18 protein-coding genes and 2 riboswitches are annotated in these 23,227 nt (G+C 46.8%); all 18 genes read right to left on the bottom strand.

The annotated features are described in order from the left end of the window. Positions 1-13: 13 nt before the first annotated feature. Positions 14-880: a carbohydrate ABC transporter permease gene (locus NST08_RS16725; protein ID WP_210094958.1), complete on the bottom strand. Its 867-nt coding sequence runs from the start codon at positions 878-880 to the stop codon at positions 14-16. A gap of 1 nt (position 881) precedes the next feature. Next, on the bottom strand, positions 882-1,778 hold the full coding sequence (locus NST08_RS16730; protein WP_341033492.1) for an ABC transporter permease: 897 nt from the start codon (positions 1,776-1,778) through the stop codon (positions 882-884). A gap of 80 nt (positions 1,779-1,858) precedes the next feature. Continuing rightward, positions 1,859-3,385, bottom strand: a complete 1,527-nt coding sequence (locus NST08_RS16735) for an extracellular solute-binding protein (protein WP_245256025.1) — start codon at positions 3,383-3,385, stop codon at positions 1,859-1,861. A 121-nt stretch (positions 3,386-3,506) separates the two neighbouring features. Next, positions 3,507-5,345: a cache domain-containing sensor histidine kinase gene (locus tag NST08_RS16740; protein WP_341033493.1), complete on the bottom strand. Its 1,839-nt coding sequence runs from the start codon at positions 5,343-5,345 to the stop codon at positions 3,507-3,509. Continuing rightward, positions 5,342-6,358: a helix-turn-helix domain-containing protein gene (locus tag NST08_RS16745; protein ID WP_144878919.1), complete on the bottom strand. Its 1,017-nt coding sequence runs from the start codon at positions 6,356-6,358 to the stop codon at positions 5,342-5,344. Before NST08_RS16745 ends, NST08_RS16740 begins: the two co-directional genes overlap by 4 nt. Before the next feature lie 392 nt (positions 6,359-6,750). Further along, positions 6,751-7,488 (bottom strand): ABC transporter permease, encoded by a 738-nt coding sequence (locus tag NST08_RS16750; protein WP_251535018.1) that lies wholly within the window; start codon positions 7,486-7,488, stop codon positions 6,751-6,753. Further along, on the bottom strand, positions 7,485-8,219 hold the full coding sequence (locus NST08_RS16755; protein WP_007131276.1) for an ABC transporter ATP-binding protein: 735 nt from the start codon (positions 8,217-8,219) through the stop codon (positions 7,485-7,487). The genes NST08_RS16750 and NST08_RS16755 overlap by 4 nt, the downstream gene beginning before the upstream one ends. Then, positions 8,213-8,653 carry a helix-turn-helix transcriptional regulator gene (locus NST08_RS16760; protein WP_040739603.1) on the bottom strand — a complete coding sequence of 147 codons (441 nt, stop codon included), beginning with the start codon at positions 8,651-8,653 and terminating at the stop codon, positions 8,213-8,215. Before NST08_RS16760 ends, NST08_RS16755 begins: the two co-directional genes overlap by 7 nt. Positions 8,654-8,854: 201 nt before the next feature. Beyond that, entirely contained in the window at positions 8,855-10,285 is a 1,431-nt protein-coding gene (locus tag NST08_RS16765; RefSeq protein ID WP_341033494.1) for an MFS transporter, read from the bottom strand. A 202-nt stretch (positions 10,286-10,487) separates the two neighbouring features. Then, the gene (locus NST08_RS16770) at positions 10,488-11,075 is read right to left on the bottom strand and encodes a TetR/AcrR family transcriptional regulator (RefSeq protein WP_251535022.1); all 588 of its coding nucleotides are present in this window, start codon (positions 11,073-11,075) and stop codon (positions 10,488-10,490) included. Between the two features lie 319 nt (positions 11,076-11,394). Further along, on the bottom strand, positions 11,395-15,090 hold the full coding sequence (locus NST08_RS16775; RefSeq protein WP_341342019.1) for a collagen binding domain-containing protein: 3,696 nt from the start codon (positions 15,088-15,090) through the stop codon (positions 11,395-11,397). Positions 15,091-15,260: 170 nt separating this feature from the next. Then, positions 15,261-16,061 carry a transglutaminase-like domain-containing protein gene (locus NST08_RS16780; protein ID WP_341342020.1) on the bottom strand — a complete coding sequence of 267 codons (801 nt, stop codon included), beginning with the start codon at positions 16,059-16,061 and terminating at the stop codon, positions 15,261-15,263. A gap of 13 nt (positions 16,062-16,074) precedes the next feature. Beyond that, a riboswitch (cyclic di-GMP riboswitch) is annotated at positions 16,075-16,162 on the bottom strand. A gap of 62 nt (positions 16,163-16,224) precedes the next feature. Beyond that, a riboswitch (cyclic di-GMP riboswitch) is annotated at positions 16,225-16,311 on the bottom strand. Positions 16,312-16,462: 151 nt separating this feature from the next. Then, the gene (locus NST08_RS16785) at positions 16,463-16,999 is read right to left on the bottom strand and encodes a DinB family protein (protein ID WP_210094985.1); all 537 of its coding nucleotides are present in this window, start codon (positions 16,997-16,999) and stop codon (positions 16,463-16,465) included. Between the two features lie 64 nt (positions 17,000-17,063). After that, positions 17,064-17,996 carry a helix-turn-helix transcriptional regulator gene (locus NST08_RS16790; RefSeq protein WP_341342021.1) on the bottom strand — a complete coding sequence of 311 codons (933 nt, stop codon included), beginning with the start codon at positions 17,994-17,996 and terminating at the stop codon, positions 17,064-17,066. Between the two features lie 128 nt (positions 17,997-18,124). Next, a complete protein-coding gene (locus NST08_RS16795) occupies positions 18,125-18,361 on the bottom strand; it encodes a DUF896 domain-containing protein (protein ID WP_007131928.1) in 237 nt (78 codons plus the stop codon). A 254-nt stretch (positions 18,362-18,615) separates the two neighbouring features. Next, positions 18,616-21,816, bottom strand: a complete 3,201-nt coding sequence (locus NST08_RS16800) for a discoidin domain-containing protein (RefSeq protein ID WP_341342022.1) — start codon at positions 21,814-21,816, stop codon at positions 18,616-18,618. A gap of 256 nt (positions 21,817-22,072) precedes the next feature. Further along, the gene (locus NST08_RS16805) at positions 22,073-22,516 is read right to left on the bottom strand and encodes a peptidylprolyl isomerase (RefSeq protein WP_341342023.1); all 444 of its coding nucleotides are present in this window, start codon (positions 22,514-22,516) and stop codon (positions 22,073-22,075) included. Between the two features lie 43 nt (positions 22,517-22,559). Continuing rightward, on the bottom strand, positions 22,560-23,168 hold the full coding sequence (locus NST08_RS16810; protein WP_341342024.1) for a hypothetical protein: 609 nt from the start codon (positions 23,166-23,168) through the stop codon (positions 22,560-22,562). Positions 23,169-23,227 lie beyond the last annotated feature (59 nt).

Below are 23,227 nucleotides of genomic sequence, written 5' to 3' on the forward strand. Positions count from 1 at the left end.
TTTAATCTGCTACTTATCCTTTAACCGATCCAAGCATTACTCCTTTATTGAAGTGCTTTTGCAAGATCGGAAAGATCACCAGCAGCGGCAAGGCTGTTAAAATAATCGCCGCCATTTTGGCTGCAGGCGTGTACTTATACATGACGTTGGACGCATTGGATATTGTAGGATCGTCCTCAACCAGCATCTGTCTTAGGAATACTTGAAGCGGCATTAAGTCAGCATCGTTTAAATAAAGAATCGCAGTAAAATACGTATTCCAATTGGTTACCAAATAAAACAACGTAAACGTAGCGATCACGGGTTTGGAGAGCGGGACGATAATCGACAAAAACAAACGCCATTCCCCGCTTCCGTCGATTTTGGCCGATTCTTCAAGCTCGGAAGGCATGGACTGGAAGAAGCTTCGCATCACAATAACATTGAACGGCGCTATTGCGGTGCTTAACCAAATCGCCCAGAAGCTGTCTAAAAGATGGAGAGACCGCACGACCAGATAGGTTGGGATCATTCCGCCCGAGAATAACAATGTGAAGAACACCATAAAATTCAAGGAACTGCGAAATCTAAGCCACCGCTTGGACAATCCGTATGCCATGAGGGAGGTCAGCACAATATTCAGCGCCGTTCCAACCGCGCTAAGAATAACCGCATTTCGAAATGCGGAGGTAAACCCGGGATGTCCCAATAAATACATGTATCCTTCCAGGGTGAACTGCTTCGGGATCACGAAGAACCCGCGCGTTAAATACTCAATTTCTGTTGAGAAGGAAACGGAGAGCACGTAAAACAAGGGAAAGATCGCCATGGCTGCCGCAAGGATAAGTATGAAATACACAAGAATCGTAAATAACCGGTCAAGGCCTTTTTCATGCCGCATCTTAAAAAACTCCCTCCTGCCCCATTCGTTTGGCCAGCCGGTTAACGAACCATACCATCACCAATCCGACAACGGATTTAAATAAACCGACAGCCGTTGAGTAACTGTAATCACCTTGGATCAGGCCCGTTTTGTAAATAAACGTCTCAAATACCTCGGAAACGTCTTGATTCATCGGATTCTGGAGCAAGAAAATATGCTCGAAGCCGAGATCCATGATATGGCCGAACCGTAATATAAACATGATGACAATTACGTTTCGCAAGCCGGGAAGCGTAATATGCCAGACCTGGCGCCAGCGGTTCGCGCCATCCATCGTGGACGCCTCATACAAGGTGGGGTCAATGGTAGACAAAGCAGCGAGAAAAATGATCGCTCCCCAGCCCGCGCCTTGCCAAATATTCTGCAGCAGCCACACCCACCGAAAGTATTGGGGATCCGTCATCAGTTCCAGCGGGCCAAGCCCCCAATTGTCCAGAATCTGATTGATCCCTCCGGAGCCGGTTGCGAATAGCAGAATGGTAATGCCGACGATGACGACCCAGGAAATAAAATTAGGTGCATACAGAATGGTTTGAACCGCCGTCTTGAAGCGCTTCGCTCTAACTTCATTAAGGAGCAAGGCGACTAGAATGGGAGCAGGAAAAAAGAACACAACGTCAAGCAGATTTAGCAGCAGCGTATTTTTGAGCAGCACGAGGAAATCGCCTTCAGCAAATAATCTGCGAAAATAATGAAGTCCTACCCACTCGCTTCCCGTTATCCCTTTGAAGGGGCTATAATCTATAAATGCAATGGAGATCCCGATCATCGGGATATACTTGAAAATGATAAAAAAGAGAAAACCCGGCAAGATCATGAAATAGATCGGAAATGCTCTCTTCCAGTACGCATTCATTACTGCACTCCTCCATTTAAGCCTGTCTGGAAAATAACACTCCCGAAAGGTTGCTGCCGCTCGGGAGCTTCAGACGAACGTTATTTATTCGCCGTAAACGCGGCATTCACTTCCTCTATGATCTTATCCCCGCCGTTACTCTTCCACTCCGTAATCGCATGATCGATACTTTCAATCGGCTTCTTCCCTGCGATGATTTCGATCACGGTTTTGTGGAAGCTTTCATTCAATGCCGACCCCTTCTCCAGATAGGTTCTTGACGAGAAGATGTAGGCGTCCGACGCGTTCTTATATGGATATTTGCCAGCATTAGCAATGGACTGCTCCATTTCCTTTGCCCAAGTAGGATCGCTCCATTTATACGTGTTAAACGTATTGTTGTTGTTCCGTAGCACCCAGTTCCATAAGAGGCTTTGGCGCCCCTCGCCTTCAGCCTTCAACTCGCCGGTCATCTCATAGGCTCCGCTGCTGTTTTTCTTGTAATGAATATTTTCAATTCCATTCTTTAGGATGTCTTCGCCTTCTGGAGATACCCACCAATCAAACAGCTGCAAAATGCGATCCCGCTTCTGGTCATCCACGTCCTTGCTTAACACGACCTTTATCGTTCCACTCGTCGGCGTTGAGTTGCCCCTTGACCCGTTATTTCCCATCGGCGGGCTGAGTTCCACAAAATCGGCACCAGGGGAAATGGTCTGCAGCTGTTGGTTCGTTTGCTGGCTGAACTGATAATGCATGTCGGCAAAACCTACTTTACCTTGCGCATATTTCTCATTGAAATTTGTGTTGGTAATGAAGTCTTTGTCAAGGACTCCTTCCTTATATGCACGACTCATAAAGGTCAGGAATGCTTTCCATTCATCCGACTGTACTTGCATTGGAATCAACTGGCCGCCCTCTTCCTTCCAGCCATTCGCCAATCCGAAGGCTGCGAACAACTCCGGAATGCCAAAGAGACTCGAATTGCCGAGCGCTGAAAACCCAAAGGTATCATTCTTTCCGTTGCCGTCCGGATCTTGAGTGGTGAACGCCTTGGCAATTTCATAAAATTTATCGATCGTAAATTCTTCCGCGGTCGGTATAGGGATGTCCAGTTTAGCAAGCCAGTCCTCCCTTACATAAATGGTATTTTGAGCTGTGGCGTATATCGGAATGCCGAAAATCTGATCTTTCGGGTTCAGCAATGCCCATTCCTCAGGTTTAGCGATGTTTTGCAAGCTTGAATACTCGGCTAAATGGGGCTTTAAATCCAGGAATACTCCCTGTTCTACCCATTTTAAATAGAGGCTTGGACTATCCATCCTTATGACGTCCGGCAGCTTGCCGGATGCAGCGATCACGTTCAGCTTCTCGGCAAAATTTGCATTCGGTACCCACTGAATTTGCAAATCCACATTAAATTTTTCATTAATGTGCTTGATAATCGGATGGTTGTTGTCCGGCCAGCCCCCTCCCTTCCAAGAGGCGATCATCATATCAATTTTGATTTTCTTCTTCTCCTTGTCCCCGTTATCTCCGGAAGCCGTGCCGGCATCCTGTTGTCCCGTCGATGTACATCCTACGATCGACAATAATACGACGCTCACAATCATGATCATGGAAAGCATTCTTTTCACTTCGGGTGACCTCCATTACACAATTTTTGATTTGCCCTTATGCCATTTAATATATCTTGTTGCCGGGGGTCATTTTTTCACAAATGGATGATCTTTTTATCCGATTTTCTGATCATGAATTTATCTTATTTGGGAATCGAAGCGACACTTTGCTTCCTCTTCCCGGTAATGAATGCACACTAACGCCGTATGGCGGGCCATATCTTAATGCCATTCTGGAATGGACATTGATGAGTCCAACCGATTCCTCGTGGGAGGCAGGCTCCGGCTGTTGCTCCACAAGTTTCATTCGATGACGAATCCGGGCAAGGTCCTCTTCAGGAAACCCATTCCCGTTATCCGATATATCAATGATGAGGTCACCGTCGCTCTCATATGCCGTAACCGTGATTTGGGCATTTCCGTTTTTGGGTTCTACGGCATACTTTACGCTGTTCTCTACGATCGGCTGCAGGGATAGCTTGATCACGCGGCAATCCAAACAAGATTCATGCACCGATATGCGGCTTTGAAAATGCTCAAAACGAATATGTATGATTTCTAAATAATGCTGCAGATTTTTCAGCTCATCCCTTAGCAGCACTTCAGCCCCGGGCATTTTTGATGAATACCGGTATACGGCTGCGAGACTGGTCACCATTTTCTCAATCGTCGGAACCTTTTCTATAAAAGCAATGCTTTTGATAATTTCCAGTGTATTGTAGAGTAAATGAGGGTTGATTTGATTCTGTAATGCCTGAATATGCGCATCTCTTTGCCTGAGCTGAAGCTGCATCTCGTTGATCTCCAGACGATGAACCGTGTGTATGAGTTCATTCAGCCTGGTCGTCATTTGATTAAAGCTTCCGTTAAGCTGCTGAATCTCGTCCTTCCCGGCAATCACCTCCGCGTAGACGCTTGTGTCCCCCTGCTCCACTTGTTTCATCAGATTTCGCAGGCGAAGAATGGGACGTACTACTTGGTCGACCATCCTTGGGATAAAGAGCAGGGATATAACAATAATGCCGCTCATGACAAACAACGTTGCTTTTCGCGCGAAGTCCAGACCGCTCGCCATCTCGTGCATAGGGACGGAAGCAACCAGATTCCAGCCTGTCAGCTCCGACCGGTTGCCGGACATCAGAATTTTCTCCCCATTTCGTTTGATAACAGCCCCCTGCCCTCCAAGCGGGAGAGCTCTAATTGCGGTGTCTTCAACACGACGACCAGCTAAGTTGACGTCCGGATGATAAACGATCTCCCCTGAGGAATCGACAATAAAGAAGAATCCGGTTCTCCCGAGTCGCGTCTGTCCAAGAATATCCTCGATTTCGGTCATGGATAAGGCGATATTCAAATTGCCGACGAGCTTAAGTGAATTTGGATCAAAGACGGGAACGATCAGAGTAATATAGGGGTATGCCGCCATGAGGGTATTTTGCGGACGATAATGGGAGGGAACGATGGTTAATGTGTCGGCCAACGTATCGTTAATCCAAGGTGAGGATCTAATCATGGGATGACTTAAAGAATGGTCTTTCGAATAAATCAGCCGGTTGTCGTGTGAACGGAGCACAAGCCCCAGGACGTTGGAGTAGTTAATTGCAATATACTTCGACATGATCCCTTCAACCAGTGCCTCCTGCTCCCGACTGAACAATTGACCACGAATAAGCCATTTCTGCAGCAGCCCGCTTTCCGGATTGTCGCCGAGCATGGAATTCGAGGGCAATGGACCGGCAATGGATGCATATGTCGATTGGGCCATTTGCGTGAAATACCGGTCAAGCTGATGGTTCATTCTCGCCGTAGAATCCTGGGCAATCATGTAGAAATCATTTTTAGCTGATTCGGTATAGTAATACGATGTGAACACCGCCATCAGCGAAACGGAAATCATGCTAACGGAGAATACCAGCCCGAGGATTTTCGTTTTGAATGAGAATCGATAATGCCAGTTCCGCCATTTCATGAACCCATCCTCCTTCTGTATTCGAGGGGCGACACGCCGGTATGTGCTTTGAACACTCGCGTAAAATACGGACCGGAAGCGTATCCGACGATGTCCGCAATTTCGGATACAGCGTAGGAGCTTGTCCTCAGCAGCTTTTTGGCTTCATCAACACGCAATCGGTTCACATAGCTGACGAACGAACTGCCCGTATGTTCTTTAAACAACATACTGAAATGGGAAATGCTGAAATTCGTTAGGTTCGCCATTTCCGCGAGCGATAGGTTCGTTTTAAAATTGGTCTCAATGTAGCGACATGATTGGGCGATGGCCTCAGGCATGCTTGATTTCACCATTCGGGGATACTCGAGATACCATTTTTCCAGCATCGCCATGTAGTATTTCAAGATGGAGGTCTCATCCTGGTGCTTGGATTTCGGGATATCCCTAAACTCAATGCCAAAATCATTAAGCAGGGTCTTCAATTTGTTGTCCAATATATTCAGCAGCCCGACCCGGGCATTGTTGTTCAGACCATGTAACCTTAAGATCGACTGAATCAATTGGTTTTGCTTCTGCATGATGGTATCGAGCGCCAAACCCTGACTGTTTTCCAATAAACACTGGAACCTGACGATATAGTTGTTCAGATCCTTTAGCGACTCCAGCTTATCCTTGGATCGCTTTAATGCTTCAGTCAGTATTTCATATTCCAGCGGCTTCAGTAAATATTCGGATACACCATAGCTCATGGCTTTTTGTGCATATTGAAAATTGTCATAGCCGCTGATAATGACGGATACCATGGGAATTCGCTGCTCGGCGATTCGTTTAATCAAAGATAACCCATCCAGCTCAGGCATCATGATATCCGTGATCAAGAGCATGGGCCACACTTCTTGTATCATGTTCCATGCTTCATTTCCATTGCTGCATTCTCCAACAACCTGGAATTCCATCCCGGCAGCTTTCACCATCTGGACGATTCCTTTCAATACCCATGGTTCATTCTCGGCGATCAGAACGGTGTACATTTAGCGACATACCTCCATCGATTTGCTTTTATTCAAGATGTTCCGTTTATTGAAAGAGCATTTCGTTAATGAATAGGGTTTTCCTGCTTTTTTTTACGCACAGCACTTCCCCTTTACCGATTTCCCGTCAATCATATAAAATCATTGTTAATTTTGATCAAAGATTTTTAGAATTCCAAATTTGGTAAAGGCATAAATGATGTTAAACACAAATATGCCCCATCCGTATTGGATGGAGCGCAGACTATACATTGATTGATGTATAGGATTATCAAAAATTCAGGCCGCCAGTTCGGCGACCTTTCTTACAGAAATGTGTTTGACCTCCAACAGGCCGTATGGACATCTTGTTACACGATACGCAATTATATCATCGATTTTCGTTCAATAGTCTAATCGCTATCACTGCTCATTTGCTTCCTGAATACAAAGATCGCTACAATCAGCACGGCAGCGGCATACCCGATCACCCACCAAAGATGAGGTAAAATCGATGTGTAATCTCCCGAAATGGCTGCCCTTCCCGCGTCAACCGCATGGGCAAAAGGAAGCATGTAGGCTATCCCCTTAAACCAACCGCCCACCAGATGAAGATCAAACCATGTCCCGCTCAGCCATGCGCTGAGATTCGTCAATAAAGCTCCGCACACGCCCCCGACGAGTTTATCGTTAAACAGGCTTCCTGTCAGCAGCCCAATGCCGATAAATAAAATGGCTACCGGAATCAGCACAACGATGGACAGCAGAACATTAAAATGGATCGCCAGTCCCAAGAAGGCTGCCGCGATAAAGGTTATCGTTATTTGAAGAACCGCCATCGGAATTAAAGGTAACGTGTATCCCAGGATATAGTCCGGAGCCGTTAATGGAGCCGTAAATAATCGCATTAAAAATGAAGTGCTTCTGTCCTTAGCAATGAGCATCCCTGAAAAAAGCGAGATGAACGATAATCCGAATACGGCGACTCCCGGAACCAGCTGATCGATAGCAAACAATTCAACTTGAATATTCGATTGCAGCGCCGTTAAGAGCAGCAAAATGACCAGTGGAAAACCAATACCGAAAGCCATATTCAACGGATCCCGAATCATTTCCTTCCGGTTTCGTGCGGAAAATGCTGCCGTCTTCATCCAGTTGCCTCCTCTAGTGTTGCCAAAGATACGAATGCATCCTCTAGCGATCCCGTGCTAGTCTTTGCCGTCAATTCAGCCGTCGTACCGACAGCCCTCAGTTTACCTTTCGACATGACTCCGATGCGATCCGAGAGCGCTTCCGCCTCCTCCATGTAATGTGTTGTTAAAATGATGGTAATATTGCCTTTTAGTTTTTCAATGGCTGACCACAACTGCCTTCTAGCGATAACATCCAAGCCCAAGGTAGGCTCATCGAGAAACAGGATTTGGGGATCAGAAATCAGCGCCATTGCAATGCTAAGCCGTCTTTGCATACCACCTGATAACGTTTTTGCTTTGTTTGGGGACACCTCTGCAAGACTGAAGGTGTCGAGCATTTCCTGTACTTTCAAGGCTGTTTCTTTCCGGTCGAATCCATAGATTTTTGCAGTAAACTCGAGGTTTTCCTTGACGGACAAGTTGCGAGCGACTGCCGTTTCCTGCGGCGAAATGTTAATCTTCTCCTTCACCGCAAAGGGATTGGAGATAATGCTGTCTCCCAATAGAATCGCATCGCCGCTGGTAGGTTTGCTCAGACAAGTCAGCATCTTGATGGTCGTTGTTTTTCCTGCGCCGTTCACGCCAAGCAGCGTGAACAACTCGCCCTGCTTTATCGAGAGATTGAGCGAATCGACGGCCGTTTTGGTTTTGTATCTTTTGGATAAATTCTTCGTTTCAATAGCTAACACTCATCTTCCTCCTCGTCGTTCTGCGATTGAAGGATCTCCTCGGCAAACTGCAGCAAGCCTTCGCTCTTCAAAATGGCGATTCCCTGCGCTTCATCCCCCAGAACCACAAGCCTGTCCCCAGGACGGATATCGAATATGTCTCTTGCCTTTTTGGGTATCACGATCTGTCCCCGGTCTCCAACCTTTACCATCCCGAACATGTGCTTTCCCTTCGGCCGAATCCCTATTTTGACATGCTTATCGGAATTTTTGACCAAGTCATCCAATACAACATCGTAAAGTTCGGCTAGAGCTAAGCAGTTTTGAATATCCGGCACGGTCTCTCCATTTTCCCATTTAGCTACGGCCTGCCTGGACACGCCGATCTTTTCAGCCACTTCTTCTTGAGTCAATCGGTGCAGCTTGCGCATGGTTTTTAAATTCATACTAATCATATTTTTCACATCCCTTGTCTTCATTATATCGATCTGAATGGAATGCACCACCAATGCTCATTAACATGAAATGTTGTTCTCGGTTGCCTTTTACGGTGATGTTCAAAGGGTGCTTTATGCCATAGCGGTATTGTTCGGCCGTAAAAAAGAAGCCGCGTTATCCGCGGCCCCTCTTCCTTATTCTCAATATTACTGCGTTTTTTAATGGGAAATGGTCACTTCCGTATCTGCATTCTTCGATGCCTTAGGCTGTTTAAGCACCAAGAAAGCTACTACGATGCCAAGCACCGTAGTGACAGCCGCAATTTGAAACGCAGTCCGGATCGCTTGGTTAAGCTCCGTCGCCATCATGGTTTCGAGACTTTCGTTCGTACCCATACCAGCCGAAATCATGGCCATGATCACGGCCAAGCCTACTGCACCTCCAATTTGCTGGCCGGTCGAAATGAGCGCGGAAGCAACGCCCTGTACTTTAGGATCCACTCCCGTGCTTCCGGCGATAAACATCGTTGTAAACACAAGCGCTTGGCCGAGGCCGATAATAACCGTGCCTGGTATGATCCCCCACGCCGTCCCTGTTTCCGACAGTCTTGTCAGAAGTAAAAAACCGATCGTTCCCAGACCCATGCCGGCAGCGATTGTACCTGCTACGCCGATCCTAGTGAGTATTTTGTTAATGAACCGGGCACCAAGTAAAGCGCTAAGCGTAAGCGGCAGGAAGCTAAGGCCGGATTGAATGGCCGAATAGTGCAAGACACCCTGCGTATACAGCGTCAGAAAGTAGTACAGTGACCCGAACGAGGCCGACAACAGAAATGCAGTGAGTGCTGCTCCGGTCAAATTGCGATTACGGAACAATCCGAAGGAAATCAATGGCTCTTTCGTACGCCGCTCAATGATTATGAAAGCGAGAAACAGCACCGCTCCAAGCAGCACATAAGGAAGTGTCGATGCACTGAACCAGCCTTCCACCGGTGACTGTATTAGATAATATACGACGAGCATTAACCCAGCAGTAACGGAGATCGTTCCGGCAGCATCATAGTGCCTGGTTGCCGTGGATACCTTGCTCTCGGCAAGTACAATGGGTGCAAGAATAATGACGATAAGCGCGATTGGCACGTTAACGAAGAAGGTTGCTTCCCATCCGATATAGCTGGTGAGCACACCGCCAAGGAGTAATCCAAGCGACAAGCCGACACCGCCCATGGAAGCCCATATGCCCATTGCACGGTTACGTTCCGCTCCTTCGTTAAAGTTAGACACAATCAATGACAACGTTGCGGGAGAGAGCAGAGCTCCTCCAAGACCCTGCACCCCTCTTGCGACGATGAGCATCAGCTGCGATTCAGATAATCCTCCAAGCAGCGAACCTAGGCCAAAGAGTGCCATGGCGATTATAAACATGCGCCGTCTGCCAAGAAGATCCGATAAGCGCCCGCCAAGCAGCAAGAAACCGCCGTAAGCGAGTGAAAATGCACTGACGACCCATTGCAGATGGTTTGCCGAAAACCCGAGTTCGTTGCCGAGAGACGGCATCGCTACAAAAATTATGGTGTAATCGAGTGCCATAACGAGCTGGGAGATGGCTAGAATGAAAAGTGCCAAGCCTTTGAATTTACTTGAACTCATATACAATTTCCCCTTCCATTTTATAGACTAAACGATCTAATATAAACATAATTACGAACCAATCGATCTAATATGCGCAATATTATAGACCAATCGATCTAATATATGCGCGATTGTAGACTTGAATAATCCAAAATGATCGCCATTACGGACTGATCATTCTATTATTCGCATGAATAAATGAAGCGCGAAAAAGGACGCTTCATTTATGATCAAGTACAGATAGAGTAACTGCAGCAACTTGTTCGATGACGAGAGGGTCGTCCGTTAATTTTGCTACTTGCGTCAGTGCATAACGCGAATGATATAAATATCGTGCCAGCGAGCGAAGATCCTGATTCAATCCTAACTCTCCCTGCTCTTGGCCACGGGCTAATGCCTCGTATAGCGCTTGCTCCAAACGAATCTTATCTTGCTCGAAAATCTGTGCAATCTCGGGATCATGAGGTACCTGATCAATTGCGCTATGCAGAATTAGGCACTCCTTGCGGCGCTGCTCATCCTTCAATGTATCGACGATAATCGCAAAGATTTCGGCAATCGTATCCTTGACAGAGCCTGGTTGAGCCAAATGGGCGATGACGGCAGACGATTTCTCGTCCAGGTAATACTTAACCGCTTTGATAAAGAGATCTCGCTTCGTTCCGTAGGTGTCATACAAGCTTTGTCTCGCTATACCCAATCCTTCGAGCAAAAGCTGCAGTGACGTGCCCTCATAACCGTAATGACCGAATACTTCCATAGCCTTATGTAGGACCAATGTCGTGTCAAATTCTTTGTTCCTTGCCAATTTTCGTCTGCCTCCTTCACTCCCATAATACTATCGTTATCGGATTATTCAGTCAAGAATGAAGGTTCAAGAAAACGACTTTCCAGACCGTTCGGTCTATATTAATTAAAAAAATACCATTGCTTCAACTATATTGTCTTATTAGCACCTCCTTTTGATGGCTTCATCATATCAATTATAGATCGTTCAGTCAATAATAAATCATAAAATTTTCTTCTCGAACTTTGCCGTTCAGTGCTTAAGCATATGACGGGATGCTGCAAGAAATAAAGCTCTCCCTGCCCAGGTTACTGGACAAGAAGAGCCGAAGTACAACGTGCTATTGTTTCATGTTCATCCGTTTGCGACCTAACCATACACCGAAAGCGATCAGCCCGAGACCCGCCAAATAGAACGGATAAGGACTCGATTCACCCGTTTTTGGAAGCATAGGAACCGTTGGCTGCGGTGTCGAAGCGTTCTCAGAAGGAGTTGGTGCTTCCGGCTTTTGAGGCTCAGGCTCGACGCCTCCTCGGGGAATATCCTCTTCGTCAATATCGACGGTAGGCGTTTCCGGCTCTGTCGGAGGTGTCTCCGGCGTTTGAGGCGTTGTTGGTTCACCTCTTGGAATGTCCTCGTCCGGCACCTCTACCTCACCGGTCGGATTGCCCGGATTACCTGGGTCTGTCGGATTGCCAGGATTCGTTGGGGTCCCCGGGTTACCTGGATCTGTCGGATTGCCTGGATCCGTTGGGTTCCCCGGATTTCCTGGGTCCGTCGGATTGCCCGGATCGGTTGGGCTCCCCGGGTAGCCTGGATCGGTCGGATTGCCAGGATCCGTTGGGTTCTCCGGATCTGTTGGATCTGTTGGATCCGTAGGCTCGCCAGGTATAACCGGCTCTTCCTTGCGGTTTGTAACGATCATTTTCTTAACATGATCTTGATTCTTGATGCTGGAGTCAATCGTTACGTCCCACTTCGCTTGCTCGATCTTATATCCTTCAGGAGCGGCCAGCTCTTCCAAAATATACTCGTCGTACAGCAGCTTTGTAAACAGGATCTTGCCTTCATCATCCGAGGATTTTACGATCGGCGCACGTTTGCCAGCTTTGTCGTAAAGCGCAAACTTGGCTCCCGCCAGCGGCTTCGTCTGTTCGTCCTGATCCACCTTCGTTACTTCCAGGCTTCCCGTTACGCCGCCTCCCGAACCTGAACCGGAGGAAGTACGGACAATAACCTCTTCCGTCGTTTCCCGGATCTCCGTCTTCAGCTGATCTCCTTCAAGAGCCACCTTATTCTGTACTGCCTCTTTATCTTCAGCAATAATGAACGACTGATATTCCAAAATATAGGCCGTAGAGATGTCATTTGTGAATTTCAACTCGAATGTCTCTTTATCACCATCAAGCCTATGGATGGTTAAGGTATAATCCTTCCCTTTAGTCAGTTCTTGGGCTTTTTCCGCTTTTCCGTTTGCATTGATCTTGGTCGCATACAAGCGGAAGGAATCCTCGATCAAGATCTGGTTCGGACTTGGATTATCGATAATTTTTGCGTTGGAAATATGCGACTGACCTTCGTTGATGCGAATTTCCCAGTCGATTTTGTTTCCGTTCTGGGAGCCGCTCTTCTTCACATATTCCCCGCCGTGAGGAATCGTTACGCTGGCGTTCCATGTTGCCTTTTTCGCGCTGCCATCGGACAGCTCCGCAGTATTATCGATTTTGTTGACAATCAATGTACCTTCCAGCGATGTTTTGAATTCAATCCAGTATGCGGATGAGATCGGGCCGACAAAGCGAATGGACAGCTTGTTGCCATTAGTTTCTGATGGTCCTGTCACTTCATATTGAGAAGCGGGAACTAGCGAGCCCTTCTGAACGCCATTCCGTCCTCCAGTCAGCTTCATTTCATAGACCTTGACCGAACCCGGAACAAGCTTCTGATCCTGCTGCAGCACATCGGTAACGATCGCTTCCTGAAGCGAATCAAGATTATAGTTCATCTTGACGTTCCACGTAATTTCTTTGCTGATCGGATTGTAGCTGCCGTCTTTACCGCCGTTATTTTTCGTATAACCATCAGCGGAGAAGCTTGCATCCCGCACAATCGGGCCTTTCACCTTGCCTTCCTCGACCCATGTCATCGAGGCTCTGTTTAAAAAGTCCCATTTGCGATCCTTCAGCCAGTTGATGTTAAACTTCGTTTCATATTCGATCGTATAGGTGGTGTCAATCTTGGAGAACTCGATGATAAAGCCTTCGCGTAAATCATTGTACTTCACCGTGTACTCGCTCGCTGGAACGACTTTACCGTCCGCTTTTACGATTACCGAATCCGGAACGAATTCAAGTCCGCCTTGCGGGAACGTATCCGTGATGACTACATTCTCCATGATGTATTTGGTGCCGTCCGGCTTTTTATCGCCATTGACGGTAATTATCCACTTCGCGGCTTTTGTGTCAAAATTGACGTTCGAGGATCCTTTTACCAGGGCACGGCTTCCGTAGCCCGGAGCCGTTACTTCCTTAGACGCTTCACCCGATACGACTTTGTTCTTGACTGCGTTCCCCTCGGAGCTCAAGCGATCGACCGGCTCCGTCTGGTAAACAATCGTATAAGGCGAATCGATATCCTTCTTGAATTGAAGCTCGAATCCGTGCTTACCTTTAGCTACAGCGGTGTATTCATCCGCTGATACCAAAGCGCTGGCATCCTTCGAATCCCCGTTATACACCTTCAGCGAATCGGCAATCCAGGAATGGTTCTCGCTAACTTGGTCTGTAATGATGGCTTGAGCGCTCGGAATCTTCTTCTCGTTGAAATTGTATTTCACCGTCCAAGTGATGATCCCTGTGTCCTTGTCCTGGCTATATGTCTTATCCAAGAAACTGCCGCGATCTACTGTTACTGTAGCCGTCGATTGGGCATTTTCCATCCCGTCGCCAGTTAGAACAGCGGTGTTCTCAAAACGGGACTGTTCGCCGACAAGCTTCGTCGAAAAGCGAATTTCGTAGGCTTTGCTGATCGTCTCGTCCAAGAATGCAAGCTCCAGTTTGCCGCCACCGCCTGTTTGGACGGTGTACTTGCCGGCATCCAGCTGATCGCCAAGAACCGCTGAGCCGTCACCGTTAACCTGCAGGTTGTATACCTCTACGGAATCCGCGATGAGCTCCAAGCCTTCAGGCATTTCATCGGTGATGACTGCGTGCTTGATTTTATTTAACGATTTGTTGATCTGAACCGACCAATCGATCCGATCTTTGCCAATCGCTTTCCCTTGCTTCTCGATCAGCTTTCCGCCTTGCGGCTTCAGGTTCACGATGACGGTCTGAACCCCGCCCTTTATCGGAATAGCAATAATGATTTCGGTGCTTCCTTTTAGAACTTCCTTCTTGAATTCAGTGCGAATTTCCAGCTTGCCGCTGATGTTGGAATGGCTCTCCACGTAATCATTGAAGGTCATCACAACCTTGCCGTTTCGGTCCACCGTAAAACGGCCAACTTCACCTTGACCGGTAACGAGCGGTGAGTCAATCTCCGTGAAGATTTCAAACTGCTGCGGCAGCTCGAAGGTAAATGAGTCTCCATTTTTGTAGTTGTGACCGTTCGGCAGCTCCCATTCGTAGCCTAGATTAACGGCTGCACCGATATCCAGGCTGCTGTCCGGATTATAAACGGCATCAATGACGGTGCCATCCATGTCGGTTAACACAACTTTGGTTAAAATGCTATCATTATTGATTTCTGATTCGGACGGGCCATAAACATCATCCGTCACTCCATACACTGAATCCTGCACGCTTACCGGTTCTGGAACATTAGTCGATGCATTGACCGTCCAGTCCGATCCTCCAAACCACGTTTGGATCATAAGCAGCAGAGCCAATACGATTCCACTTACTTTTTTCTTCATGATCTCTCCCTCAGCCTCTCCATTACCCTCAATATATTTGGTTCCGATGTCGCTTTCGCGTGCGCAAATCGAGCCAACCATCTCTCGGATCATATGCCGATAAGAGATTTGTTCGTCCATCACCTCCGCATACTTTTATTTGGCGCACGATACATTGGTGCCTGTATTTTCCTTAAGAACCAATTGAGCTTCTAGCATTGTAACGCCCGATTCTGAATATTTTCTGAATAAAAACCCGAATAAGCCTTGGACAATGGTCCAAAGCTTAAGGTTTTAGCTATAAAATTATTTTAATAATACTTGGCTGCAGAATAGCGAGATGCCTCTTTAATCATTTTGAAACCGGCACCCTTGCTCTTCCATCCCGCATCAACGGTCGTGTCGATCGTTACCCACCGCCCGTTCAGGTAAACCTCATTCCAAGCGTGGTAAACGTCAACATAATCCGTTGTCCCCATTACAAGCTTAGTCGGAATGTCCACGCTCCGCAGCATGGATGCGAACAGAGAGGCGTAATCATAACACATGCCTTTTTTCCCTGACAGCGTGCGGTCAATATCGGGAAGATAGTCCGTCAGCTCACTGGATGCGAGTGCTTTGTCGTACCGGATCGTATCGACGATATATTCGTGGATCAACTTTACTTTTTCCTCGTCGGTGCCTGCGGACCGAGTTAGCTTCTTTGCAAGCTGAGCCGCCTTGTCGCTTGAACGCCAATCGATGTTTTGTACCGAGTTCAAAAATACCTTGCTGCTATTGGTCAGTTGAAGCTTAACTTCCGCTTCTTGAACGATCTTATACTTGGTACCGTTGACCTGCTCCAGCACTGTTATGGTATAACGACCGTTTCCCATTTGCAGCGGAAAGGTCTCCTGCTGCTTGTCCGCTAAAAGCGTATATGTATACTTGTTTTGCCCTTTTGCAATCATAAGCTTCGTCTTCACGTCCGCTTTCACGTCATAGCGAACGGCGATGACTCCGCGATCAAGCTGCTCCAGATCCAGCCAATCTCCCGTTTGGGAAGCATGTACAACCGGAGCCAATACGAATAACGCAATAAACCCTACAATAGCCAACACCATGTTGCGCATACTGTAAACTCCCTTCGGTAGCCAGGCTGCCATTGACGGTTCATCAAGAAGGCCCTGTGGCTTTGCGTCCTTATCTTTCGACAAGTTTGCCGTTATCGTAGTAGAGTTTTCAAAGAATTAATTGAATAAAAATCTCATATAAAAAACAAAAAAAGCATCTTCGTTCGGTAGCTGGCTGCCATTGATGGTTTATCAAGAAGGCCCTATAGCTTTGCGTCCTTGCCTTTCGACAAGTTTGCCATTTATCGTGAGTAGCTTTATGTGAGTTCATCATACCAAATATCTCTAATTCTATCAAGCAAATTTTGAGATTCATAGACGAGGATCGACAACAAAAAAACGTCTCCACTGAGACGCTCTTTTGTCAATTCCGCTTGATCATCAATCCATTAGGGGAGTCCTTAGAGGGACAGCTCCTTTTTTAACCGATCGAGCTGCAGCAGGTGGTGCCTGTAATGCATCTCTACCAGCAGAAACCACTCTTTGGCGTTTAAGGCTCCGAATCCGGGATGAGGAATCGTGATGCTGCTGTCTGCTTGACGCACAACCGGTTCCGTTCGCTTCATCCGCTCCACTACGCCCTGAAGACCTTCAACTAACTGCTCTTTGCTCGTCGGCTGCTGCGGCGTGTACTGCGGAGACGCCGGAATTCGTATCCTGACAGGAGGAAAACTTCCAAGCTCGAATACCGCCTTGCCTCTCTCCGTTTTTTCCCCAGGGGATTCGACGGCCGTTTCGTTTCCGGCCAAACATTGGTCGACATTGCGCAGATGCATATATTGAGCCGATTGAATCAAATGCATGTACATTTGCCCAATGGACCATTCCTCTTCGTTCGGCTTGATATGCAGCTCCTCCAGCTCCAGGTGTCCCAGCTCGTTTAAATACACCGCTACTGTTGTTTCAAACGCCTGCAAAGCTTCTACTGTATTTCTCATCATGATATCTCCTCTTCCATCTGGTATATACCCAATATAAAAAAACGCTCCTGACAACAGCGTGTCAGTAGCGTTTTCGTATTTTTTCAGCTTCTTCTCGAATCCGGTTACGAAAGGAATCAGGTTCCAGCACCTCCACGTCCCCACCCCAGCTGAGAATATAGGGGAGCAATTCTTCCGGCTGTCTGACTCGAAAGCGGACCAGAAGACCGTGTTCCATTTGCTCAGAAGCTTCGATATAGAAGCTCGCGGTCTCGGTGATTTTATCGGCAATTTCCGGATTTACTTGAATCGTCACATGAACGTTACGATCGTCAGGCGGACGATATTGACTCAGCTTAAATCCTTGGGGAAGGTTAAACCTTTCCTCTAAGACCGTAACATCCCTCATGCGCGATAATCGAAAATGACGGATCTCCTGACGCAGCTCGCAGCGTGCGATCATGATCCAATTCCCTTGGACGAGCACAAGGCCATATGGAGCAACGATCCGGTCGCTCATCCGTTTTCCATCCGAATCCGGTATTTTTTTCAGGTAACGCATCCTTATCTTCCGCCGCTCCAAAATGGCACCCCGAACCTGTCCAAGCTCGTTCTCCCCCTGTCCGCCGGGATGAAGAAACTGCATCGTTTCCCGGACATCCGCTGAGGCCTCACGAATGGGTTCAGGAAGTATCGCTTCAATCTTGCTTCGAGCTGCCCTCGCAGCTGCTTTGTAGTCGCCATCCAGCCGCTGCTCAATCATATCCGTCCCCATGAGCAATGCCACCGCCTCTTCCGCAGTAAAACCAACCGGCGGCAAAAAGTACCCTTCCATTAGGGAATACCCATGCCCTGGAGACCCAAGTATCGGAACCCCTGCTTCGCTGATCGCTTGCATGTCTCGATATATTGTCCGCACGCTTGTCTCGAAATGGGCAGCCAAATCTTCCGCCCGCAGCACCTTGCTCCGCTGCAATTCAAGCATGATGGCGAACTGGCGCTCGGTTTTGTTCATCGTTTCTCCCCTCCGCTAGTACATAAAAACCCGGAAAAACGGACAACCAACATTGTCTGTCTTCCGGGATCATAAATGGGTCCTGGTCAATTATCCATATTACGGACCATTGCTTTATGAGATGAAGCTTAATTCAGCTTTGACCGATTCTGTTGCTGGGTTATTCTCAATTTCTCAGGGGTAACATCGTCACCATTCGGGTCTACAACCTTCAGGGTAGACATCGTGGAGAGAACCTGGCCCCGGATGTCTTTCAAGTATTCCTGGCGAAGCTTTTGCTGTTCGGTATATTCTTCTTGGGTCAAGCCTTCGGATTTCTGCTTGCGGCTCAGTTCATTGATTCTATGCAATGAAGGAATGGTCATCGTTATCGTTCATCCTTCCATATAATTAAGATGTAATTGTTAGTTTACTGTAAAAGGATTGAACTTGCAATAGAACCAGTCCCGGCCTTCCTGGGATGAAGATATTTTATTCTAGGTGGTTGCGTAAGCGAAAAACACATCGAACAAATTGGATTCGATGTGTTTTTCAATTGATCTCAATGTAAATATCTTATTCATCACTTTGGATTACCTATTTCATTTTCCATGGAACCTGGTCTTTGATTGATTGTCTTCTATTGATTGCGAAGAGCCTTTGCATCGCGAAGTAAATAACCCGCAGCCTCGGCAGCTATATGTTTTCCTTTCTGTGCATGTACTTCCTGAATGAAACTGCTAAGGTTTTGCTTTTGTAATTTCTTCAGCAAACTGTTGGCGATGCCTTGGTTGTCAATCAAACCCACGTCTGCGAAACGGTGAACTAACTCCTCAAGCGTCTCGTAACTTGTGTTGACTTGAAACTCAATAGACCTTGTTGCGGTATTCCCTGCCAAATCAAAGGCCGTTACCGTAAAGGTATGTGTTCCAAGATCAAGCTTGTACAAAGGGATATCACTTAAAGTGTATAGCACTTTCCCGTCCAACATTACTTCTGTTTTCATATTGTCGATTCCGGTCAGGTTGTCGGAGAGCTCAAATTTCGGTTGAAAAACACCTGAGTTATATTCCGTTGTGACTACAGGATGGATCGTAATTTCAGGAGCTGTCCAATCGACAGTAACGCTGCTTGCAGCCTGAAAATTCCCGTCTTCCGTCGTTGCCGTAATGACTGCTTTCCCTTCCCCTACTGCTGTTACCAATCCGTTATCGTCAACCGTAACGATCTGAGCTTGATCCGTACTCCATGAAATCTTTTTATTGCTCGCGTTGTCAGGCTCAATCGTGGCAAGTAACTTAGTTGTGCGATCCGACAAAGAATTAAAGGTCAACGCTGGTCTATCGAGCGAAATTCCTGTAACGGGTACGGATGCAGAGGAATAGCTAACAATAAGCTCATTAAGCGCAATGTTTCCCCATATCCGATTCGCATCGTTAACTTTCAATCGAAGTTTATAGGCGTTAACCGTTGGAAAAGTAACCGTATGCCGTTCTTTGGTGCTGTCGTTCAGCTTCCATTCAATCCTTGCATTGGATAAAGCCGTGTTCCAGCTGCTGCCATCGTAATACTCAACATCGAAATGAGTAATCCCTTGGCCAATGCCGAAGAAGGTAACCAAAGTGACTTCGTTGACGGGCACAGCATTTTCGCCATAGTCTAGCGTGATATAACCTGGAAAGCTCACATCGCCCGTACTCCCCCACGCCGAGTTTAAATTATTGTCGATAATATTGGCAATTGTGCCTGCTCCTGTAGCAAAGGTCGTGCTCACCATGTCCTTGGATAAATCCGGATTGTTGTACAGTTCTAGCTCGTTCAGGGCAATACGTCCCGATTGGCGGTTCCCCTCATTTACTTTCAATCTTATTTTAGAAAATCGAGTGAGCGGGAATTCCACGGTTTTGATCTCGTCCGATCCATCATTCATATCCCAAGTCAGGTGAATATTCGTCCGAACTGGAATCCATGCAGAACCGTTACTATATTCAAGATCAAAATTCGTGATTCCCATTTCTGTACCGAATCTTGTATTTAACTTCAATTGGTTAGCAGAAATCGTTTGATCACCGAAATCGAGCGTAATATAGTTCGGGAATGAAGGCGAAGGATCGGTAGACCAAGCCATGTCATAATAGTTATCGTTGATGTTTTCTATGGGCTGCGAAGTTGATGTTGCAAAGGTCGTACTTGCAGCTGCCTGTGTAGCTAGATTGTCAATTGGCGTGCTATCGGGCAGTTTCGGAACAATGACGATCGGATCCGGCATATCTCCCGCTGGAGGAACGGTACCGCCGTATTCGTGGGCACCAATATCGGGAGCTCCATTGTATAATGGATTGCCGAAATAATCCCGCCCCCCATTATCGTGAATGCGAATACCTGCGCCGATTAGAGGCGAATTCGGTTGCAATTGGTACCCATCTACGGTGTCCATACCGTTGCCGCCGCTTCCGGGATCCACGAACCGTGGATCGCCAGTTACCGCATGCGCATCGGCCTGAACCAGCGTGTTCCCACCGTAATAAGCGTTATAGTCAAACGTTTGGCCCGTTAAATCCCATCCTTTATCACCGACACTGTAATACACATTGTTATAGTTTTTAATATTGCGCGGAGCACCTGAAGCCTTGGTAAAATAATCGCTCATGACCGGGTTGCCCGATGATTCTCCTACGTAGATCGTATTGTTGTAGTTATACACATTATCAATCGAACCGCTGTACCTGAAGATACTTTTTCTATCGTTTTGACTGATGTTATACCTAACGATCGTATTGATCGTGTAATAGGTATCGTTAACAAAAAGCAAAAAGCCGCCGGCGTTATCATGGCTGTAATTATATTGGACGAGCGAATTGAAGTTCCCTGCATCCACGTCGAAGCCATGGCCGTCTTCTGCACCGTTAACGCTTGCAAAAGATTCGTTGAATTGAACGAGATTGTTGTCCGCATAAGCCCACCAAATCGAAGCATTCGTGGCCAGGTAAGTGGCTTGCTGCACCGTGTTATGCTCGACAATAGCTCCATCGGTAACATTCCAAGCAATCCCGCCCGTGGCGGCTCTAATGACGGTATTGTTGGCAATTTTCACTTGGGTAGACGGAGTCCACGGCCCGTAAGGCTTCGGTACCCAAGGCCATAAATCGCCCATCCCATAGCGCAAAATGCAGTTAGAACCTATGAAAATCCCATAGGCATCCACATCCGTTAATTTATTTCCGTCAATGAGAATATCGTTAAACGCACTTGGCGTATTCGACCCGACTGAATCGAAAATAATTCCGCCGGAACGTGTGGTATAGGAACCATCGACATCATGGATGTTCATATTTTTAATATGAATATGATTCAGTATGCCCGCTTCCTCATTTAAGATATAGACACCTCGCCTTTGTCCCCGCGGATTCTCCCAATCCCGATCAAAAGGCAATGGCGAGCTGTTGGTCACCTCCAAATTGTTGATTTCCCAATATTGCTGGTTTTTCAAAAAGACGGCTTCAAGTTCGGTCGTTACACCGGCGATTAACGGCTTACTGCCGGTTCCGTACATATCAATAATGATTGGCCGTCCGTTCTCGCCGGAACCTTTTGGCCACAGTCTGCCGTTCCAGCTCTCCCCGGCTTTAAACAAAATCTTGTCGCCTGGAGAAAAAGTAGTCGCATTGACCTTATCCAGCGATTTCCATGCAGCGTCTTGGGTTGTGCCGCTATTCTTGTCGTCTCCTCCGGTGCTGTCCACATAATACGTTGTTCCGGCAGCATTCGCTGGTTCAGGCAAAGCGGTGAAGAACGTACAGAACAAGGAGAAAATCGAAACCATGCAAATCACTTTTTTCATATACCTTGGCCTCAAAGCAAATCATCCCTTCATTTTTTATTTATGTAAAATCAACTATATAAGTTGAACAAATGAATGGATCGATGTCAGGGCATGTACGTAAAATGTTCCTGCAATCGCTGTTGGTTCCAGATTTCTTGATTGTATATAAGCGAGTACAGTAGAAATCTGAAACCAAAGGCGACCGTTCCACTTTTTCGGAATCATTTTACTCCCTTGCCTGAGTCGTATTCTTATAATCAACTTATATAGGACGTTACATCTTGAAGTTTTGGTAGGACTCTTCGTTCACAACAACCTGCACATCTGCAATTCGCGTGCGCACATACTCTTCATATCTGTGATCAATGTAATCTCTTAGCACCTGTTCCTTGATCTCATCAAATGACAGGAAATTCGAGTCAGCCTTCTCATTTTCAATACATTGAATTAAATGAAAATGGCCGTTTTCTTCAATAATTCCGCTAACTTCACCTATTTGAAGCTTTTCGGCTGCTTGAGCAACCGGACTCCTAGCGTTATGTCTGTAACTATCCAGATTGTATGATTGCTCCGTAACTTTCCCCTCATGACCGAGTTCTTTGGCTGCTTGCTCAAATGACAATCCCGATGCAATTTTCCCCAGAACCGCATTCATTCTCTTCTTTTTCTGACGTTTGAGCTCCTCATCGGTACTCAGGTTAGCATCAAGAAAAGACAAGGATATTTGCTGCACCTTCACAGTTGCCGGCGCTCTGTACAACTTATCTTTTTTGGTCTCTGGTCTCGTAGAACGTTCTCATTTGCTGTTCAGTCGGCTTCCATTCCTGATCCATCAGGCGGTTTTTGACGGATAAAATGGAATTTCCCATCACATATTCTAAATAAGCCTCCTCGGTGTATTGGGCGGGTCCGAAAACCACTTGGTTATTTTTGATGGCTTTTCGTCTTCTCTCGTTTTCATGATTGAGATTTTGTAAGAAACTGTCGTAACTGATCTCAGGCAGCACTCCCTGCTCCTTGGCGATGATTTGCTGAATTTTTAGACTCACGCTATTTTCCAGTGCCTTCTCTTTTAACAACTCCAGCGGAATTTCTCCTCCGAAGGAAGTGGTCCAAAATGTGGCCGACTGCCCAGCATCATATTTCTCGTGGAAATAATGGATGATCCCGGATTTATTGGCATGAATGGCTCTTTGATATTCACTTGTATGAATCGGAATACCGTTTACCGTTGCAATAAATGCGTCTTCCTGATTTGCATTTGAAGGTTTCGGCTTCGCGAGGATCGCGACACTCAGGAAAACCAGGGTTAAAATTCCGGCCGTGATCAGCCATACTAGGCTGCTTTTATTAGGTGTCAAAATACTCATAAGCATCCATCACCTTTCACGTACTTGAATCTGGTCCTCGAATAACCACGCTGATGCAT

It is taken from the genome of Paenibacillus sp. FSL K6-1566 (assembly GCF_038050475.1).
In the GTDB taxonomy this organism is placed as follows: domain Bacteria; phylum Bacillota; class Bacilli; order Paenibacillales; family Paenibacillaceae; genus Paenibacillus_AQ; species Paenibacillus_AQ lactis.

Bases quoted from the DNA above. Each gene is read 5' to 3' on its own strand.
- NST08_RS16750 (WP_251535018.1), bottom strand. From the start codon at position 7,488: ATGAAGACGGCAGCATTTTCCGCACGAAACCGGAAGGAAATGATTCGG.
- NST08_RS16745 (WP_144878919.1), bottom strand. From the start codon at position 6,358: ATGTACACCGTTCTGATCGCCGAGAATGAACCATGGGTATTGAAAGGA.
- NST08_RS16790 (WP_341342021.1), bottom strand. From the start codon at position 17,996: ATGAACAAAACCGAGCGCCAGTTCGCCATCATGCTTGAATTGCAGCGG.
- NST08_RS16730 (WP_341033492.1), bottom strand. From the start codon at position 1,778: ATGAATGCGTACTGGAAGAGAGCATTTCCGATCTATTTCATGATCTTG.
- NST08_RS16765 (WP_341033494.1), bottom strand. From the start codon at position 10,285: ATGAGTTCAAGTAAATTCAAAGGCTTGGCACTTTTCATTCTAGCCATC.
- NST08_RS16760 (WP_040739603.1), bottom strand. From the start codon at position 8,653: ATGATTAGTATGAATTTAAAAACCATGCGCAAGCTGCACCGATTGACT.
- NST08_RS16725 (WP_210094958.1), bottom strand. From the start codon at position 880: ATGCGGCATGAAAAAGGCCTTGACCGGTTATTTACGATTCTTGTGTAT.
- NST08_RS16740 (WP_341033493.1), bottom strand. From the start codon at position 5,345: ATGAAATGGCGGAACTGGCATTATCGATTCTCATTCAAAACGAAAATC.
- NST08_RS16735 (WP_245256025.1), bottom strand. From the start codon at position 3,385: ATGCTTTCCATGATCATGATTGTGAGCGTCGTATTATTGTCGATCGTA.
- NST08_RS16780 (WP_341342020.1), bottom strand. From the start codon at position 16,061: ATGCGCAACATGGTGTTGGCTATTGTAGGGTTTATTGCGTTATTCGTA.
- NST08_RS16810 (WP_341342024.1), bottom strand. From the start codon at position 23,168: ATGAGTATTTTGACACCTAATAAAAGCAGCCTAGTATGGCTGATCACG.
- NST08_RS16795 (WP_007131928.1), bottom strand. From the start codon at position 18,361: ATGACCATTCCTTCATTGCATAGAATCAATGAACTGAGCCGCAAGCAG.
- NST08_RS16785 (WP_210094985.1), bottom strand. From the start codon at position 16,999: ATGAGAAATACAGTAGAAGCTTTGCAGGCGTTTGAAACAACAGTAGCG.
- NST08_RS16800 (WP_341342022.1), bottom strand. From the start codon at position 21,816: ATGAAAAAAGTGATTTGCATGGTTTCGATTTTCTCCTTGTTCTGTACG.
- NST08_RS16775 (WP_341342019.1), bottom strand. From the start codon at position 15,090: ATGGACGAACAAATCTCTTATCGGCATATGATCCGAGAGATGGTTGGC.